Raw genomic sequence first — 17338 nt, forward strand, 5'->3', positions numbered from 1 at the left:
CGGCGGGGCTGAAGAGAATTCAGCCCCGCCGGCGTTCTTTTGAGCCTGTACCGCTCAGTCCTGCTTCTCACCGCTCGCGAAGCGGGAGATGACCAGTGCGACGATGATGATCGCGCCGTTGAGGAACTGGTTCCAGAGGGCCGGGACGCCGCCGAGGGTCATCACGTTGACCACCAGCTGAAGCGTCAGTACGCCGGTCAGCGCACCGAACAGGGTGCCGCGCCCGCCCTTGAGGCTGATGCCGCCGATCACCGCCGCGGCGAACACCTGGAAGATCCAGCCGTTGCCCTGCGTCGCGGCGACCGCGCCGTAGTGGCCGGTGTAGAGGATGCCCGCGAAGGCCGCCAGCAGACCGCCGATGGCGAGCACGATCCAGGTGACCCGGTCGACCCGGATACCCGCGGCGCGCGCCGCTTCCGGGTTGCCGCCGATCGCGTACAGCGAGCGTCCGTGCCGGAGCCAGGCCAGCGCCGCGCCGCCGATCGCGAAGAGCACCAGGCAGATCCAGACCGCGGCCGGAACGCCGAACCACTGGCTCTTGCCCAGGTAGCGGAAGGACTCCGGGACATCGGTGATGGACTTGCCCTCGGTGATGCCGATGTGGAGTCCACGCAGCATGGTCAGCATGCCGAGCGTGGCGATGAAGCCGTTGACCCGCAGCTTCAGCATCAGGAAGCCGTTGATCGCGCCGATGACGAGGCCCACCAGCAGGCAGAGCGGAATCGCCATCCAGGTGGGGAGCACTCCCAGGCCGGCGAAGCGGCCGTCGTCGCCGGGCAGCACCAGCCACATGGCGACGACGGGCGCGATACCGATCGTCGACTCCAGCGACAGGTCCATCCGCCCGCAGATCAGGATCAGCGCCTGGCCCAGGACCAGCAGGCTGAGCTCGGAGGACTGCTGGACGACGCTGATCAGGTTGTCCGAGGTGAGGAAGACCGGCGAGACGATGAAGCCGATCACCATCAGCACCAGGATCACCGGCACCAGGGAGAAGTCGCTCCACCGGATCAGCTTGAGCCGGCTCAGCGGGCTGTTGTCGCCGAGTCCGCCCTTCGGTCCCCCGTTGATGTCGTCGGCCGTGGACGGCCGTATCGTGCCGGTCATTCCCTTTCCCCCACACCTTCCATGGCGGCGACGAGTTCCCCGTCGGTCCACCCGCTTGCGAACGTGGCGACCACTCGCCCGTGGAACAGAGCGAGCACCCGGTCGCAGACCCGCAGGTCGTCCAGCTCGTCCGAGACGACGACCGCGGCATTGCCCTCGTCGGCGACCCGCCGGACGACCCCGAGGAGCGAGTCCTTGGACTTGACGTCCACCCCCGCGGTGGGCCGCACCGCCACCAGCACGCTGGGCTTGCGGGCCAGCGCGCGGGCGACCACCACCTTCTGCTGGTTGCCGCCGGAGAGCCCGGAGACGGGCTGTTCGGAGCCCTGGGTCTTGATGTCCAGCGAGTCGATCATGCCCCGGGCGAACTCCCGCGTACGGGAGGGCAGTACGGTCCCCCACGGTCCGAGCTGGTCGGTGACCGTGAGGGTGGCGTTCTCGGCGACGCTGCGCTGCAGGACGAGGCCCTGGTCGTGCCGGTCCTCCGGGATGTAGCCGATCCCGGCGGCCAGCGCGTGCGGCACGCTCCCCGGGCGCACGGCCTCGCCGTGCACCCGGACCGTGCCGCTGCCCGCCTTGCGCATGCCCGCCAGGACCTCGCCCAGCGCGGTGTTGCCGCTGGCCGCGGAGCCGGCCAGGCCGAGCACCTCGCCGGGCCGCACCTGGAGGTCCAGCGGCTCGAACCTGCCCTCCAGGGTGAGCCCCTCGGTGCGCAGGACGGGCTCCGCCGACGCGTCGGGCGGCGTGGCGGTGCCGGCCGCGTGCCAGGCGACGGCGCCGCCGGACTTCTCGCCCGTCATGGCCGCCACCAGATCCGTCTTCGCCACGTCCGCCACCGGGGCGGTCAGGACGTGGCGGGCGTCGCGGTAGACGGTGACCGCCGTGCAGAGCTCGTACACCTCCTGAAGGTGGTGGGAGATGAAGAGGAATGCCACTCCCTGGCTCTGCAGTTCCCGGAGCTTGTCGAAGAGCCGCCCGATGCCCCGGGCGTCGAGCTGGGCGGTCGGCTCGTCGAGGATGATCAGCCGGGCGCCGAAGGACAGCGCGCGGGCGATCTCGACGAACTGCCGCTGCTCGACGGCGAGATCGCGCGCCCGGGTGTTCGGGTCGACCTGCACGCCGTAGTCGGCGAGGAGCTGCTCCGCGCGCTTGCGCAGCCTCCCCCAGCTGATCCAGCGCGCGTTGTCGTCGAACCGGTTGAGGAAGAGGTTCTCGGCGACGGTCAGATCGGGGACGACCATGGACTTCTGGTAGACGCAGGCGACCTTCGACTGCCATGCCGTGGTGTCCCCGAAGGCGGGCGCGGGCTCCCCGCCGAAGGTGACCGTGCCCGCGTCCGCCCTGTGGAGTCCGGTCAGCACACTGACCAGGGTCGACTTGCCCGCGCCGTTGCGGCCGACGAGGGCGTGCGACTCACCGGGTTGCACGGTGAGCTGCACCCCGTCGAGCGCGACGGTCGGTCCGAAGCGTTTGACGACGCCTTCCGCCTGTACGGCAGGTGGTGGTGCCTGGTCCATAGCTAGCTCTTCTTCTCCAGCTGATTGGCCCACAGCTTCGGGTCGTCGACGTTGTCCTTGGTCACCAGCGGCGCGGGGAGCTGGTCCTCGAAGCCGTTGGGGATCTTGATGATGTTGGAGTCGTGGTCGGTCGGGCCCTCCTTGAAGGTCTTCCCGTCCAGCGCCGCCTTCGCGTAGTACAGCGCGTACTTCGCGTACAGGTCGGCGGGCTGGGAGATCGTCGCGTCGATCTTCCCGGCCTTGATGGCGTCGAACTCCTCCGGGATGCCGTCGTTGGAGATGATGGTGATGTGGCCCGGCGAACCGGCCGGCTTCAGCAGCTTCTTCTGCTCCAGGAGCGCGAGGGTCGGCTGCAGGAAGACACCGCCGGCCTGCATGTAGATGCCGTTGATGTCGGGGTGGGCGGCCAGCGTCGACTGGAGCTTCGCGGAGGCGACGTCGCCCTTCCATTCGGTGGCGAGCTCGAACACCTTGATGTCCGGGAAGTCCTTGTCCATGCAGGCCTTGAAGGCCTGGGACCGGTCGCGGCCGTTGATCGAGGACAGGTCGCCCTGGAACTCGACGACCTTGCCCTTGCCCTTCAGCTGCTCGCCGAGGTACTTGCAGGCGTTGGTGCCGTACGCCTTGTTGTCGGCGCGCACCACCATGTAGATGTTGCCCTTGTCCGGGCGGGTGTCCACGCTGATGACCGGGATCTTCTTCTCGTTCAGGGTGTTGAGCGACTCGGCCACCGCGCCGGTGTCCTGAGGAGCCATCACCACGGCCTTGGCACCCTGGTCGGTGAAGGTCTGGACGTTGGCGACCAGCTTGCCGATGTCGTTCTGCGAGTTGGTCAGCGGCAACGCCTTGACCTCGCCGCCCTTGATCCCCTTCTGAACGTAGTTCTGGTAGGAGTTCCAGAAGTCGCTGTCGCTGCGCGGCAGGTCGATACCGACCTTCCCGCCACCCGCACCGTCGTCCGATGATTCGCGGTTGCAGCCCGCGAGGGCAGTGACGGCCAGCAGTACGGCGCAGGCCGCCGCACTCGTCGTACGCACTCTCATTGGTGTCCCGTTCCTTTGTGGAGTACCGGCTCGGAGATCTGATGGCATTGCTGGGGTGCGTGGTGCAGGTGGTACGAGGTGTGCGGCCCAGGTGTTCGGCTCGGGCCGCACACCCGGTCAGCTCTCGGCGGGGCGCAGGCGCAGGCCCTGCATTCCGCCGTCGACGGCCAGTGCGGTGCCCGTCACGGAGGCCGCGGCGGGGCTGGCGAGGTAGACGATCGCGGCGGCCACCTCGTCGGCGGAGACCAGCCGGCCCAGCGGCTGCCGGGCCTTGAGCGCCTCGCGTTCGGCGGCCGGGTCGCCGGCCCGGCCGAGCAGCCGGCCGATCCACGGGGTGTCCGCGGTGCCGGGGTTGACGCAGTTGACGCGGACGCCCTCGCGGACGTGGTCGGCGGCCATCGCGAGGGTCAGCGAGAGGACCGCGCCCTTGCTCGCGCTGTACAGGGCGCGCTGCGGCAGCCCGGCGGTCGCGGCGATCGAACAGGTCTGGGTGATCGAAACGGCGCCGGGGCGCTCGGCGGCGGCGCGGCGCAGGTGCGGCAGGGCGTGCCGGGCGGTGCGGACCATGCCGAGGACGTTGATGTCCAGGACCCGGGTCCACTCGTCGTCGTCGTTGTCCTCGACGGAGCCGATGGAACCGATGCCCGCGTTCGACACGAGCGTGTGCAGGGAGCCCAGTTCGGCTGCCGCCCGGTCGACGGCCTCGCGCACGGCCGCGTCGTCGGTGACGTCCGCCTCGACGGCGAGGGTGCCCTCGGGGGCGCCCGCGGTGTCCCGGTCGAGGACCGCCACCCGGGCCCCGCGCTCCAGGAGCATGGTCGCGACGGCGGCCCCGATCCCGGACGCACCGCCCGTCACCAGGGCGTTCATACCCTCGAAGTCGCGTGTGCCGGTCATCGGCCGTCCTCCTCAGTGGTGCGGCGGGCCTGCCATACGGGGCCCTGCGGATAGCGGTGTGCGGCGATCGACTCGGGAAGCATCCGGGCGGAGAAGCCCGGGGACGAAGGCGTCCGGTAGCGGCCGGAGTCGATCACGGTGGGGTCGACGAAGTGTTCGTGCAGGTGATCGACGTATTCGATCACCCGGTCCTCCCAGGTGCCGGAGACCGCCACATAGTCGAACATCGAGAGGTGCTGCACCAGCTCGCACAGGCCGACGCCGCCCGCGTGCGGGCAGACCGGAACGCCGTACTTGGCGGCGAGCAGCAGGATCGCCAGGTTCTCGTTGACACCCGCGACCCGCGCGGCGTCGATCTGGACGAAGTCGACCGCACCGGCCTGGAGCAGCTGCTTGAAGACGACCCGGTTGGCGACGTGTTCGCCGGTGGCGACCTTGACCGGCTGCCCGGCGCGCACGGCGGCGTGGCCGAGGATGTCGTCGGGGCTGGTCGGCTCCTCGATCCAGTGCGGGTCGTACGGCGCGAGCGCGGTCATCCACTCCACCGCGTCGGCGACGTCCCACCGCTGGTTTGCGTCGACCGCGATGCGTACGCCGGTGCCGACGGCCTCACGGGCGAGCCCGAGCCTGCGGACGTCGTCCTGAAGGTCGCCGCCGACCTTCAGCTTGATCTGGGTGAAGCCGTCGGCGACGGCCTCCTTCGCCAGTCTGACCAGCTTGTCGTCGGAGTAGCCGAGCCAGCCGGGCGAGGTGGTGTAGGCGGGGTATCCCTCGGCGCGCAGCCGCTCGGCCCGCTCGGCCCGGCCCGGTTCGGCGGCGCGCAGGATCGCGAGCGCCTCCTCGGGGGTGAGGGCGTCGCTGAGGTAGCGGAAGTCGACGAGGGAGACGAGCTCCTCGGGCGTCATCTCGGCCAGGAACTGCCAGACGGGTCTGTCCGCCCGCTTCGCCGCCAGGTCCCAGGCGGCGTTGACGACCGCGCCGGCCGCCATGTGCATCACGCCCTTCTCGGGCCCCAGCCAGCGCAGTTGGGAATCGTGGGTGAGGTCCCGGTACAGCGCACCGAGATCGGCCGCGGTGCGCGGCACGGGACGCCCCACCACATAGGGCCGCAGCGCCTGGATGGCGGCCGCCATCACCTCGTTGCCGCGCCCGATGGTGAAACAGAAGCCATGTCCCTCGATACCGCCACCATCGTTGTCCGCGGCGTCGGTACGCAGTACGACATAGGCAGCCGAGTAGTCGGGATCGGGGTTCATGGCGTCCGAGCCGTCCAGTTGTTCCGAGGTCGGAAAACGGATGTCGTGAACCTCGAAGTCCGTGACGGTCTGACTCATGCGCGCCCCCAGGGGAAATAACATCGGACCTCTGCTCTGGTCATCCGATGTATAGCGCCCCGAAGGCCCCAACGTCCAGGGTTGAGGCGAAATTGCCCCCACACAGCTCGGATGTATGACAGGCCTGATGCCCTGATTCGGCCGGTGATGCACCTTCGTGGCCCGGGTTCACCCGGCCGTGCGCAGGGGCTGCGGCGAGGGCGGCCGGAAGCCGTAAGGTTGTTCCGTACGCAAGGGAACTTCGGAAGGAGGCCTGGGTGATCGAGCTCGAGGGCGTTCCCGAGCTGATCGACCCGGTCATGGTGGCCGCGTTCGAGGGGTGGAACGACGCAGGTGACGCCGCTTCCACGGCGGTCGCACACCTGGACCGGGAGTGGAAGGGCGAGGTGTTCGCGGCGCTGGACGCCGAGGACTACTACGACTTCCAGGTCAACCGCCCGACGGTGTGGCTGGACGGCGGGGTACGCAAGATCACCTGGCCGACGACCCGGCTCTCCGTGGTCCGCATCGGCGGGGACAAGCCCCGCGATCTCGTCCTGGTCCGGGGCATCGAGCCGTCGATGCGCTGGCGCTCGTTCTGCAACGAGATCCTGGGCTTCGCCCATGAGCTGGGCGTCGAGATGGTGGTGGTGCTCGGCGCGCTGCTCGGCGACACCCCGCACACCCGTCCGGTACCGGTCAGCGGCGTCACGTCCGATCCGGACCTGGCGCGGACCATGGACCTGGAGGAGACCAGGTACGAGGGGCCGACCGGCATCGTCGGCATCCTCCAGGAGGCGTGCACCCACGCGGGTGTGCCCGCCGTGAGCCTGTGGGCGGCGGTGCCGCACTACGTGTCGCAGCCGCCCAACCCGAAGGCCACCCTGGCACTGCTGAACCGCCTGGAGGATCTCATCGGGCTGCGCATCCCGCTGGGCGAACTGGCCGAGGACGCGCGGGCCTGGCAGCTCGGGGTCGACCAACTGGCCGCCGAGGACAGCGAGGTGGCTGAGTACGTGCAGACGCTGGAGGAGGCCCGGGACACGGCGGAGCTCCCCGAGGCGAGCGGCGAGGCCATCGCCCGGGAGTTCGAGCGCTATCTGCGGCGCCGGGACCCCGGCCCGGTCTCCGGTCCGGGCGGACACGCCACCGAGAGCGGCGACGGCTCGTATCTGCGGGACACGTCGAGCGGCCGGACCAGGCCGCCGAAGCCGACCCGGCCGGAGACCGGACCGGGGCCGGTGAGCGGATCCGGGAGCGGGTCCGCGACCGGACCCGCGCCGGGCCCCGCCACGGGCCCCACGCAGGGCTCCACGCCGGGCGAACGGCCGGAGGGCGTCCCGGAAAGTACCCCGGAGGATGCCCCGCAGGATCCACCGGAGGACTCGCCGGGAAGTCCGTCGGGGAATTCGTCGGAGGACTGAGCCGGACAGCCGGGAGCCGGGCGGGTGGACACCCGTCCGGCTCCCTCGCTTCGCGGACACTCAGGAGCAGGTGAAGCGCGCGGCGCCCCAGTCGCCGTGGTCGCCGGTCTTGGACCCGTTGGTGTCCGTGACCTTCAGACGCACGTGGCGCGCGCCGTCGAGCGGCACGTCGACCGGTACGGCCGCCGACGCCCCGGTCACCTTCGGCGAGGTCCAGAGCACCTTGCCGTCGGCCTCGACGGAGAACGCCACCTCGCCGTATCCGTCGATCTCGTCGTCGATCCCCGCGTCCGCGGTGAACTTCGAGCACTGTCCGCCGAGATAGACCTCGATGTCGGAGTCGGCATGGGTGCCGATCCCCTTCTCGTACACCTTCCCGGCCAGCGTGAGCGGGCCGCCGTCGGCCGCGCCCGATTCACCGTTGCTGCGGTCGCGTTCCGCCGGACCGTAGCCGTTGACCGAACTCAGCCACTCCAGATCGCTCGCCCACACCTCACCGGTGGGCGGCGCCGGCATCACCCCGGTGGCGATCCGCCGGACCGCCGTACGGGATTCTCCCGCCGAGCGGTAGCGGGCGCGCGCGGTGATCCGCGCCTCCCCCACGGTCGCGTCCTTCGCCGGGGTGACCGACACCTCGACCCGCCGGGTGGTGCCCGCCGGGATCCGGTGCACGACGGGGGCCGGGGTGGTCTTCCAGCCCTTGGGGACGTCCAGGGCGACGGCCGCGTCCGTGACGTCGGCCTTGCCCGCGGTGACGTCGACGGCGACGGTGGCCGGGGCGCCCGCGCCGATCTCCTGGCCCTGCGGCGCGGAGACGGTAGCCGTCGCGACGGCGTTCCGTCCGCCGACGGCGCTGGTGTTCTCCAGCTTCACGGAGAACTTCCTTCCCGTGGACAGCGGTGCCGTCTTGATCTTCACCACACCACCGCGGTCGTCGCGGTCGTACCACCAGCCCTGCTTCGCCGAGGCGTACGCGGCGGCCGAGCCGAGCCGGGGCAGCTTGCCGGTGAGCTTCACCGCGCTCGGCTCCGAGCCGGTGTGCACACTGAACTCGTACGGGCGGCTGCTCTGCTTCCCGGTGAACTTCCCCTTGCTCTCACCGATGTTGACGGTGACGTCACCCGCGCCCTTCGCCGGTGCGCGGACATCGGCGGTCTGGGTGGCGTAGGCGCCGTCGCGGTGCTCCCGGGTCACGCCGTCGTCCTCGTACAGGGTGAACGAGGACTTGCCCTGCGGGTAGACGTCCCAGGCCAGCGGGGAGCCGGCGGTGCGGTCCTTGTACGAGCGGATGCCGGGCCACATCGGCACACTGGCGCCGCCCCTGACGAACAGCGGCAGGGTGTCGAGCGGGGCACTGTAGTCGTTGACGGTGGTCGGGCCCCGGTAGGTCCGCCCGGTCCAGTAGTCGGTCCAGGTGCCCTTCGGCAGATAGATGCCGTCGCGCTCGGTGCTGTCCTGGTAGACGGGGGCGACGAGGAAGTCCTCGCCGGACATGAACTCGTACTTCGCCGCGTCCGTCGCGGCCTTCGGGTCGTCCGGGTACTCCAGCACCAGCGGGCGGACCATGCCGACGCCGGTCTTCGTCGCCTCGTGCGCGTAGGAGTACTGGTAGGGCAGCAGCGACTCCTTGAGCTTCAGGTAGTCGCGGTTGACGGAGGTGTACGGCTCCCCGTAACGGAAGGGCTGCTTGTCGCTGGCCGCCCAGCCGTCCATGGTCATGGTGGTCCCCAGGAACATCTTCCACTGGAGGTCACGGGTGTACGTCTTGGCGCTGCCGCCGAAGATGCCGTCGACGTCGCCCGTGGTGTAGGCGAGGCCGGACATCGTGGCACCCGCGTAGGTCGGGATCTGCCAGCGGATGTAGTCCCAGGTGCCGTACTGGTCGCCGGACCACTGGACACCGCAGCGCTGCGCGCCCGACCAGCTCTCGGGGGCGTAGGTGAAGCCGCGGGCGTCGCTGTTGTCCTCGATGCCCCGGTACGCGTCCTTGCAGCCGTCCAGGGCGAACTTGTAGCCGTCCCCGACCCAGGCCACGTCCAGCTTGGCGACGCGCTGGCCGGCCTTGACCTGGTCACCGAGCTTGTCGATGCCGTCCTCGGTCCACAGTCCGAGCTGCATGTCGCGGTCCTGGAGGCCCTTGGCGGTCTCCGCGAGGTCCTCGTAGCCGCAGCCGTAGCCGTCGTTGACGAGCATCCAGCCGTTCGGCATGTCGTTCTCGACGTATCCGTCGGCGACCTTCAGCGAGTCCTTGGTGCGGCGCTCGCCGCGGTTGGCGTTGTGGAGGTAGCAGTCGGAGTCGCCTGTCTCCATGCCGTACACCGGCGGCAGGAACGGCTTGCCGGTGAGCTTCGTGTACTGGCCTATGACGTCCTTGGCGTCACCCGCGAAGTAGTAGGCGTCGAAGCGCTGTTCCTGCGCGCTGGTGGTCACCGGGTCCGTGAAGGCGTAGGTGTTGGGCGCGAAGGTGTTGCGGAACACGCCGTAGCCGGCCGACGAGAGGTAGAAGGGCACCGAATTGGGGTGCCCGCCGTCGTCCCAGTTGTAGTCGACGCCGACCTCGACGGTCCGGCCCCGGTGCGAGGTGTTGCCGCTGCCGTTCTGCATACCGGCGCCGTAGAACTGCTCGTCGCCGCCGCGTGCGAGGGTCTGGGTGGTCTTCTCGCCGTCCCAGCCGATCCCCTTGGCCTCGGACCAGACCCGGCTGCCGTCGGCCCGGTACAGGGCGAATCGCAGGGGCGCCTTGTAGACACGCAGCGTGATGTCCCCGGTGGAGAGGTCGTAGCGGTCGCTCCGCTCCTTCCACCGGGTGCGGGGCGGGGCTCCCTGGGGCAGGACGATGGCGTCGCCGGCCGGGTCGGAGAACGTGCCGTCCGGGGTGAGCTCGATACGGAAGGTCTCCTCGGACACGAAGCTGACGCGGGCCTCGGCGGCGCCCGCCCGCAGGTGGTAGACGGATCCGTCGGCCGAGAAGCCGGTGAGATCGCCGACCGTCGACCCGGCGGGGGCGGCCGGATCCGCCTGTGCGCCGCCCGGTCCCGAGAGGACGGCGAACAGCCCCAGCAGCGCTGCAACTACTGCCGCTCTGATGCGCGTTGATGATTGCATAGAGCGCTTTTAGCGCAGCATCGAGCATTTGACCATGGACAAAACGGAACCGGCCCCGAACTTCATCAAGAAGTTCGGGGCCGGTGAACGGATGTAATACCGCGGGCAGTTACAGCGCGACACCGAGCAGCGCGTCGACGGTGCGCGAGACGAGTCCCGGCGCCCCCTCGTCCGTGCCGCCCCCGGCGGTCTGCCGCTCGGCCCAGCGGTCCACCGCGGCCAGGGCCGTCGGGGTGTCCAGGTCGTCGGCGAGGGCCTCGCGGACCTCCTCGACCAGGGCGTCGGCGCTGAGCCCGTCGGGCCGCGAGACGGCGGCGCGCCAGCGCGCGAGACGGTCCACCGCGTCGGCGAGCACCTGGTCGGTCCACTCCCAGTCGGACCGGTAGTGGTGCGAGAGCAGGGCGAGACGGATCGCCGCCGGGTCCACGCCTTCGCGGCGGAGCACCGAGACGAAGACCAGGTTCCCCTTGGACTTCGACATCTTCTCGCCGTCCAGGCCGACCATTCCGGCGTGCACGTACGCCTGGGCGAACGGGTGCTCGCCGGTCAGCACCTGGGCGTGCGAGGCGCCCATCTCGTGGTGCGGGAAGGCGAGGTCGGAGCCGCCTCCCTGGACGTCGAAGCCCATGCCGAGATGGTCCAGGGCGATGGCCACGCACTCGATGTGCCAGCCGGGCCGGCCGGCACCGAGCGAGGCGCCGTCCCAGCTCGGCTCGCCCTCGCGGGCGGCCATCCAGAGCATCGGGTCGAGGGGGTTCTTCTTGCCGGGGCGATCCGGGTCGCCGCCGCGCTCGGCCGAGAGCAGCCGCATCGCCTCGGCGTCCAGGTTGGAGACCTGGCCGAAGCGCGGGTCGGTGTCGACGGAGAAGTACACATCGCCGTCGAGGTCGTAGGCGGCGCCCGCGTCCCGGAGTCGTTCGACGAGCGGCACGATGCCGGGTATCGCCTCGACGGCTCCGATGTAGTGCTGCGGCGGGAGCATGCGCAGGGCAGTCATGTCCTCACGGAACAGGGCCGTCTCGCGCTCGGCGAGCTCGGTCCAGTCCTCACCGTCGCGCACGGCCCGCTCCAGCAGCGGATCGTCCACGTCGGTCACGTTCTGGACATAGTGAACCTGCCGCTTGGTGTCGAGCCACACGCGCTGAACGAGGTCGAACGCGTTGTAGGTCGCCGCATGACCCATATGGGTCGCGTCGTACGGCGTGATGCCGCAGACATAGATGCGGGCGACGGGACCGGGGTCAAGGGTGATCCGTCCGCCGGTCGCGGTGTCGTGGATCCGAAGGTCGCGGCCCTTGCCAGGCAGGGCGGGGACCTCAGAAGCGGGCCAGGCATGCATGCAATGAGCGTAACCGGACGCGGCTTCCGGATACGAACCGGAGGGGGCAACCTGTCCGAAGAGGCACTCTTGCGCCCCGCCCCGAAAGGTGCGTCGCTCCCCGGCCGCGTACCCGGGACGGTCCGGGAGGGACGGTCGCCCAAGGGGCCGCCCGCCGGGCTCCGGCCTATACCGGCGGCCACGGAATGGCCGGCCACCCACCGCTCGGCTCCCGGTGGAGCCCTGTGGCCCGCAGCCGCGCCACGCGGGCCCGCAGTGCCTCGATCTCGGCCGCGGTGATCAGTTCGCCCAGCCGGGTGACCAGTGCGGCCCCCGCCTCCAGCTCCCCGGCCAGCCGGTCCAGCACCTCCACGGCCTCCGCCGGCAGCGGCTCGCCGGCCCAGCCCCACAGGAGGGTGCGCAGCTTGTCCTCGGCGTTGAAGGTGACGCCGTGATCGATGCCGTACAGCCGGCCGTCGGGCGCGGGCAGCAGGTGTCCGCCCTTCCGGTCGCCGTTGTTGATCACCGCGTCGAGCACGGCGAGCCGGCGCAGCCGTGGATCGTCCGCGTGGACCAGCAGCGCCGTCCTCCCCTCGCCGACCTCGGCGAGGGCCACGGCCTTCCAGCCCTCGCCCGGCTCCTCGTCCTCGATGAGCGCGAGCAGCCCCGGTTCGCCCTCGTCCTGCGGCGCGGCCTCGATCCACAGCTGGCACATGCCCTCGCCGTAGGGCCCGTCCCGCAGCACGGTCGGCGGCACCAGACCCCAGCCGGTCGCCTCGGAGACCTCGTAGGCGGCCACCTCGCGCTGGGCGAGCGTGCCGTCGGGGAAGTCCCACAGGGGCTGTTCGCCGGCCACCGGCTTGTAGACGCAGTGCGCCTGCTCGCCCTCGTACGCGACCGAGCAGTACAGCACCGCGTTGGAGGCCCCCCGGACCTGTCCGAGAACGGTGAGCTCGCCCTTGCCGAGCAGGGTCACCCGCTCGGCGTCGGTCAGGCCCCGCGGCGGTATCCGTTCTGGCGGGGGCATACGTGTCCTTCCGGATCGAGCGGGAGACTGCACAGCGGGCACGGCGGGCGGCCGGCGTTCACGACGTCCAGGGCTCGTTTGGCGAAGGCGCGGGCCTGCGCTCCGCTGAGCCGGACCCGGAGCATCGGCGGGCCGTTCTCCTCGTCCTGGAGCAGCCGCTCCTCGGCCTCCGCGAGATCCTCGACGGATTCCGCGTCCAGCTCGACGAGGGCCTGTGCCTCGACGATCATGCGCTGTTCCTCGCCGTCCCAGGCGAGTGCCATCGTGCCGACCCGGAACTCCTCCTCGACGGGGACGTCGAGCGGAGCGGTGTCGGTGACGTCCATCGGGGCCACCGCGGGCACCGGGGAATTCCCCCCGGTGCGGCGGACCACCTCGTCGAGCAGTTCGTCCACCCGCTCGGCGAGCGCGGCGACTTGGGTCTTCTCCAGGGCAACGCTGGTGACACGTCCACCTGAGGATGCCTGCAGGAAGAACGTACGACGTCCAGGCAGCCCGACCGTACCGGCCACGAAACGGTCCGGGGGGTCGTAGAGGAACACCTGACGGGACACGTCCTGTCTCCCTTGTGATTTGACGCGGATGAGGGCTCGGCCGGGGCGCGGGAGAGTCCTCCCGGAGAGGCGCCTACGGCGCGTCCACCCTACTGCGCGGAGCGATCACGGCGCCCCAGCGCCGCCCCCGACCGCGGCATCCGCCTCTCCGCCCGCCGCCCCGCCCTCGTCGGGGGCCGGTTCGCGCGGGGCCAGCGGGGCGAGATCGCCCGTGTCACCGAGCCTCAGCAGGAAGGGCCGCAGCCTGGTGTAACGGATCGCGGTGACCGAGCACGGGTCGGCGTGGACCCGCTGGAAGAGGTCCAGATGCATGCCGAGCGCGTCGGCGACAAGGGACTTGATGATGTCGCCGTGCGAGCACATCACGTAGACGGCGTTCTCGCCGTGCTCCGCCTCGATCCTCGCGTTCCACTCCCGGACCGCGTCGACGGCGCGAGCCTGCATCGCCCTCATGGACTCGCCGCCGGGGAACGCCGCCGCCGACGGGTGCTGCTGCACGACCGTCATCAGCGGCTCGTCGGCGAGCTCCGCGAGCTTGCGGCCGGCCCAGTCGCCGTAGTCGCACTCGCTGATCCGCTCCTCGGTGTGCAGCGGCAGGTCCGGCCGGGCGGCGAGCAGCGGCCGCAGCGTCTCGCGGCAGCGCTGCAGGGGGCTGCTGACGGCCGCGGCGAGGGGCACGGCGGCCAGCCGGCCGGGGAGCGCCGCGGCCTGCTCGGCGCCGCGCTCGTCGAGCGCGACGCCGGGGGTCCGGCCCGCGAGCACCCCGGCCGTGTTGGCGGTGGAGCGTCCGTGGCGTACGAGGATCAGGGTGGGCATACCGGCCAGCGTAGGCCGACGCTCCGGCAAAGGTGCGCCGGGGACCGGAGCAGGGCAGAATGCGCGCCGTGATCGTGGACTGCGCCATCTACCGGGACGGACGCCGCACCGACGGCCCGGCCGACTTCTCCGATGCTCTCGAAGAGGCTCGGGCCACCGGTGACGCCTTCTTGTGGATCGGCCTGCACGAGCCGACGGAGAAGGAGTTCAAACTGGTCAGCAGCGAGTTCGGGCTGCATCCACTGGCGGTGGAGGACGCCCTGGCCGCGCACCAGCGGCCGAAGCTGGAGGTGTACGACGACTCGCTGTTCGCGGTGATAAAGCCGGTCGTGTACGACCACGAGAGCGACACGGTCAGCACGGACGAACTGATGGTGTTCATAGGCGACTCGTTCGTGGTGACGGTCCGGCACGGCGAGGCTGCGCCGCTGGCCGCCGTGCGCCGCCGGCTGGAGTCCGAGGCCGATGTGCTGAAGCACGGGCCCACCGCCGTGCTGTACGCGATCAGCGACGCGATCGTGGACCACTACATCGATGTCGCGGGCGAGCTCCAGGTCGACCTGGAGGAGCTGGAGACGGAGGTCTTCGCCCCGACCTCCACCGGTGACTCCAAGAACACCGCGGCCCGCATCTACACGTTCAAGCGCCAGGTGCTGGAGTTCCGCAGGGCGACGGGCCCGCTGGCCGCCCCGATGGCCCGGCTGGCGGGCGCGGGGGTGCCCTTCGTCCACGACCGGTCGCAGCCCTTCTTCCGCGACGTCCAGGACCATCTGACGCGCGCCAACGAGCAGGTGGAGGGTCTCGACCGGCTGCTTTCCGACATCCTGTCCGCGCATCTCGCCCAGATGGGAGTGCGGCAGAACGACGACATGCGCAAGATCTCGGCCTGGGCGGCGATGGCGGCGGTGCCGACCATGGTCGCGGGGATCTACGGCATGAACTTCACGCACATGCCGGAGCTGAAGTGGGCGTGGGCCTATCCGGCGGTGATCCTGCTGATGGCGGGCGTGGTCCTGGGCCTGTACCGGCAGTTCAAGCGGCGCGGCTGGCTCTGACGGGGCCCGGCGGGCCCGGAGCCGCTCCGACAGCCTCTCAGCCGTACTCGGGTGCCGGCGCGGCCGGACCGCCCAGCGCGTCCCGCCGCTCGGGCGGCGCCAGGCTCACCATGCGCCGCCAGCCCACGAGGCGCTCGTACGCGTAGACGGCGTGGATCCCCGCCGCCAGCAGCGCGGCCTTGGCCCTCGGCCAGCCCAGGATGCGGCCCATGTGGTCCATCACCGCGAGGCTGACGTCGCGGTAGACCCGGATCTCGGCGAGTGCGCACTCGCGCAGGATGCTCTGGATCGTACGGCCGTGTCCCGACCGGGCGAAGCGCAGCAGTTCCTCGTGGCAGTACGCCAGGTGGTTGTCCTCGTCGTCCGAGATCATCCGCACCGCGCGGCCCAGGTCGGGGTGGTCGGCGAAGTACCTCCGCAGCAGCCGCATCTGCTCGGAGGCGCGCTGTTCGGTCACCCGGCTGTGCGCGAGGTAGGTGATGATGTCGCGCTCGGCGAGCGGCTCCTCCCGCACCAGCTGCTCATGGGCGAGGCCGATGCCGTACTTCTCCAGCAGCATCGTGTAGTCGGTCTCGTGCGGGACCTCGACGGGCGCCAGGCCGCGCTTCCTCAGCAGGGCGTTGAAGATCCGGCCGTGCTTGTCCTCGTCGGCGCCGTGCCGGGCGATCTTGGGGGCCAGTGCGCGCTGGCTGACGGGTGCGAGGGCCGCGATGCGGCCGTTCTCCCAGCCTCCCTGGGACTCGCCACCGGCGGCGATGGAGCAGAACAGCCGGAACGACTCGTCGTCGTCGAGGATCTCCTGGAACAGGTTCTTTGCCGAGAGCATCACTGCCACCTCCGTGCCGGCATCCGCCGAGCGACAGTCAAATGCTCCCGGCCCCGACGGGCAACAGGAAGGCCCCCGGACTGGGCCGAACGTGCACGCGGTGCGGATACACCGCTGGTGAACCGTTTCCGCACATGCCCCGTAACCCAACCGCCCCGGTCGCGTTGTTCCGCGTGACGGCCGTGGCGGGGAGGCCCCCGAGCCCCCACCACGGCCGTAGTGCAGCCCGGCTTCCGGAACGGGGCCCCAGCGTGTTCGGAACAGGCCTCAGGCGAGCCCGGACCGCTCCAGCGCGTCCGTACCGGCGCGCAGCGCGGCGATCCGCTCGTCGAGCGTGAAGCCGGCCGGGGCCAGGGTCAGGGTCGTGACCCCCGCGGCCGCGTAGGCCTGCATCCGGTCGGAGATCCGCTCCACCGGTCCCAGCAGCGTGGTCTGGTCGATCAGCTGGCGCGGTACGGCGGCGGCCGCACCGCTCTTGTCGCCGGAGAGGTACTTGTCCTGGACCTCGGCGGCTTCCTTCTCGTACCCCATGCGCTGGGCGAGCTGGTTGTAGAAGTTCTGCTTGCGGCTGCCCATACCGCCGACGTACAGCGCGGTGTACGGCCGGAACATGTCGGCGAGGCCGTTGACGTCGTCGCCGACGGCGAGCGGCAGGGTCGGGCAGACGTCGAAGCCCTCCATGGTCTTGCCGGCCTTCTCCCGGCCCGCCCGCAGATGCTTCAGCGCGGTGTCCTCCAGGTGGTCCGCGGAGGGGAAGATCAGCAGCGCCCCGTCCGCGATCTCGCCGGTCTGCTCCATGTTCTTCGGGCCGATCGCGGCGATGTACAGCGGGATGTGCTCGCGCTGCGGGTGCACGGTCAGCTTGATCGGCTTGCCCGGCCCGTCCGGCAGCGGGAGCGTCCAGTGCTGCCCCTCGTACGACAGCCGCTCGCGGGTCATCGCCTTGCGGACGATCTCGACGTACTCCCGGGTGCGGGCCAGCGGCTTGTCGAACTTGACGCCGTACCAGCCCTCGGAGACCTGCGGTCCGGACACCCCGAGGCCGAGCCGGAACCGGCCGCCGGAGAGCGAGTCGAGGGTGGCAGCGGTCATCGCCGCCATGGCGGGCTGACGGGCCGGGATCTGCATGATCGCGGAGCCGACGTCGATGGACTCGGTCTGCGCGGCCACCCAGGTCAGCACGGTCGGGGCGTCCGAGCCGTACGCCTCGGCCGCCCAGCAGACGTCGTAGCCGAGCCGGTCGGCCTCCTGCGCGACGGCGAGGTTGTCCCCGTCCATACCCGCGCCCCAGTAACCGAGATTGATGCCGAGCCTCATAGCCGCTCTCCTTACTGAT

At 70.7% G+C, this 17338-nt stretch carries 14 protein-coding genes; 2 read left to right on the forward strand and 12 right to left on the reverse strand.

The window, feature by feature from the left end; genetic code table 11:
* Positions 1-54: 54 nt before the first annotated feature.
* The 5 genes from AB0I52_RS24850 to AB0I52_RS24870 form a co-directional block, all read right to left on the reverse strand.
* Positions 55-1107, reverse strand: coding sequence for an ABC transporter permease (locus AB0I52_RS24850; RefSeq protein ID WP_363076032.1), 1053 nt, complete (start codon positions 1105-1107; stop codon positions 55-57).
* Positions 1104-2624, reverse strand: coding sequence for a sugar ABC transporter ATP-binding protein (locus AB0I52_RS24855; RefSeq protein ID WP_363076034.1), 1521 nt, complete (start codon positions 2622-2624; stop codon positions 1104-1106). Before AB0I52_RS24855 ends, AB0I52_RS24850 begins: the two co-directional genes overlap by 4 nt.
* A gap of 2 nt (positions 2625-2626) precedes the next feature.
* Positions 2627-3667: a sugar ABC transporter substrate-binding protein gene (locus AB0I52_RS24860; RefSeq protein WP_363076036.1), complete on the reverse strand. Its 1041-nt coding sequence runs from the start codon at positions 3665-3667 to the stop codon at positions 2627-2629.
* Between the two features lie 117 nt (positions 3668-3784).
* Positions 3785-4564 (reverse strand): SDR family oxidoreductase, encoded by a 780-nt coding sequence (locus AB0I52_RS24865; RefSeq protein ID WP_363076038.1) that lies wholly within the window; start codon positions 4562-4564, stop codon positions 3785-3787.
* On the reverse strand, positions 4561-5898 hold the full coding sequence (locus AB0I52_RS24870; protein WP_363076040.1) for an L-fuconate dehydratase: 1338 nt from the start codon (positions 5896-5898) through the stop codon (positions 4561-4563). Before AB0I52_RS24870 ends, AB0I52_RS24865 begins: the two co-directional genes overlap by 4 nt.
* A 257-nt stretch (positions 5899-6155) precedes the next feature.
* On the opposite strand from AB0I52_RS24870, the gene AB0I52_RS24875 reads away from it, so the two are divergent.
* Positions 6156-7301 (forward strand): PAC2 family protein, encoded by a 1146-nt coding sequence (locus AB0I52_RS24875; RefSeq protein ID WP_363076042.1) that lies wholly within the window; start codon positions 6156-6158, stop codon positions 7299-7301.
* A gap of 60 nt (positions 7302-7361) precedes the next feature.
* Here the strand turns inward: AB0I52_RS24875 and AB0I52_RS24880 are convergent, their stop codons facing one another.
* The 5 genes from AB0I52_RS24880 to AB0I52_RS24900 form a co-directional block, all read right to left on the reverse strand.
* A complete protein-coding gene (locus AB0I52_RS24880; protein WP_363076044.1) occupies positions 7362-10406 on the reverse strand; it encodes an NPCBM/NEW2 domain-containing protein in 3045 nt (1014 codons plus the stop codon).
* A gap of 109 nt (positions 10407-10515) precedes the next feature.
* Positions 10516-11745, reverse strand: a complete 1230-nt coding sequence (mshC, locus tag AB0I52_RS24885; protein WP_363076046.1) for a cysteine--1-D-myo-inosityl 2-amino-2-deoxy-alpha-D-glucopyranoside ligase — start codon at positions 11743-11745, stop codon at positions 10516-10518.
* Between the two features lie 166 nt (positions 11746-11911).
* A complete protein-coding gene (locus AB0I52_RS24890; RefSeq protein WP_363076048.1) occupies positions 11912-12751 on the reverse strand; it encodes an SCO1664 family protein in 840 nt (279 codons plus the stop codon).
* The gene (locus tag AB0I52_RS24895) at positions 12715-13305 is read right to left on the reverse strand and encodes a DUF3090 domain-containing protein (protein ID WP_123528141.1); all 591 of its coding nucleotides are present in this window, start codon (positions 13303-13305) and stop codon (positions 12715-12717) included. Before AB0I52_RS24895 ends, AB0I52_RS24890 begins: the two co-directional genes overlap by 37 nt.
* A gap of 105 nt (positions 13306-13410) precedes the next feature.
* Positions 13411-14121, reverse strand: coding sequence for a histidine phosphatase family protein (locus tag AB0I52_RS24900; RefSeq protein ID WP_363076050.1), 711 nt, complete (start codon positions 14119-14121; stop codon positions 13411-13413).
* A 59-nt stretch (positions 14122-14180) separates the two neighbouring features.
* Between AB0I52_RS24900 and corA the strand changes: the two genes are divergently transcribed.
* Positions 14181-15176, forward strand: a complete 996-nt coding sequence (corA, locus tag AB0I52_RS24905; protein ID WP_363076052.1) for a magnesium/cobalt transporter CorA — start codon at positions 14181-14183, stop codon at positions 15174-15176.
* A gap of 37 nt (positions 15177-15213) precedes the next feature.
* Here the strand turns inward: corA and AB0I52_RS24910 are convergent, their stop codons facing one another.
* Together AB0I52_RS24910 and AB0I52_RS24915 are read right to left on the reverse strand one after the other, a co-directional pair.
* Positions 15214-16002, reverse strand: coding sequence for a ferritin-like domain-containing protein (locus AB0I52_RS24910; RefSeq protein ID WP_363076054.1), 789 nt, complete (start codon positions 16000-16002; stop codon positions 15214-15216).
* A gap of 267 nt (positions 16003-16269) precedes the next feature.
* Positions 16270-17319, reverse strand: a complete 1050-nt coding sequence (locus AB0I52_RS24915) for an LLM class F420-dependent oxidoreductase (RefSeq protein ID WP_363076056.1) — start codon at positions 17317-17319, stop codon at positions 16270-16272.
* Positions 17320-17338: the final 19 nt, after the last annotated feature.

Source organism: Streptomyces sp. NPDC050423 (assembly GCF_040655445.1).
Taxonomy (GTDB): domain Bacteria; phylum Actinomycetota; class Actinomycetes; order Streptomycetales; family Streptomycetaceae; genus Streptomyces.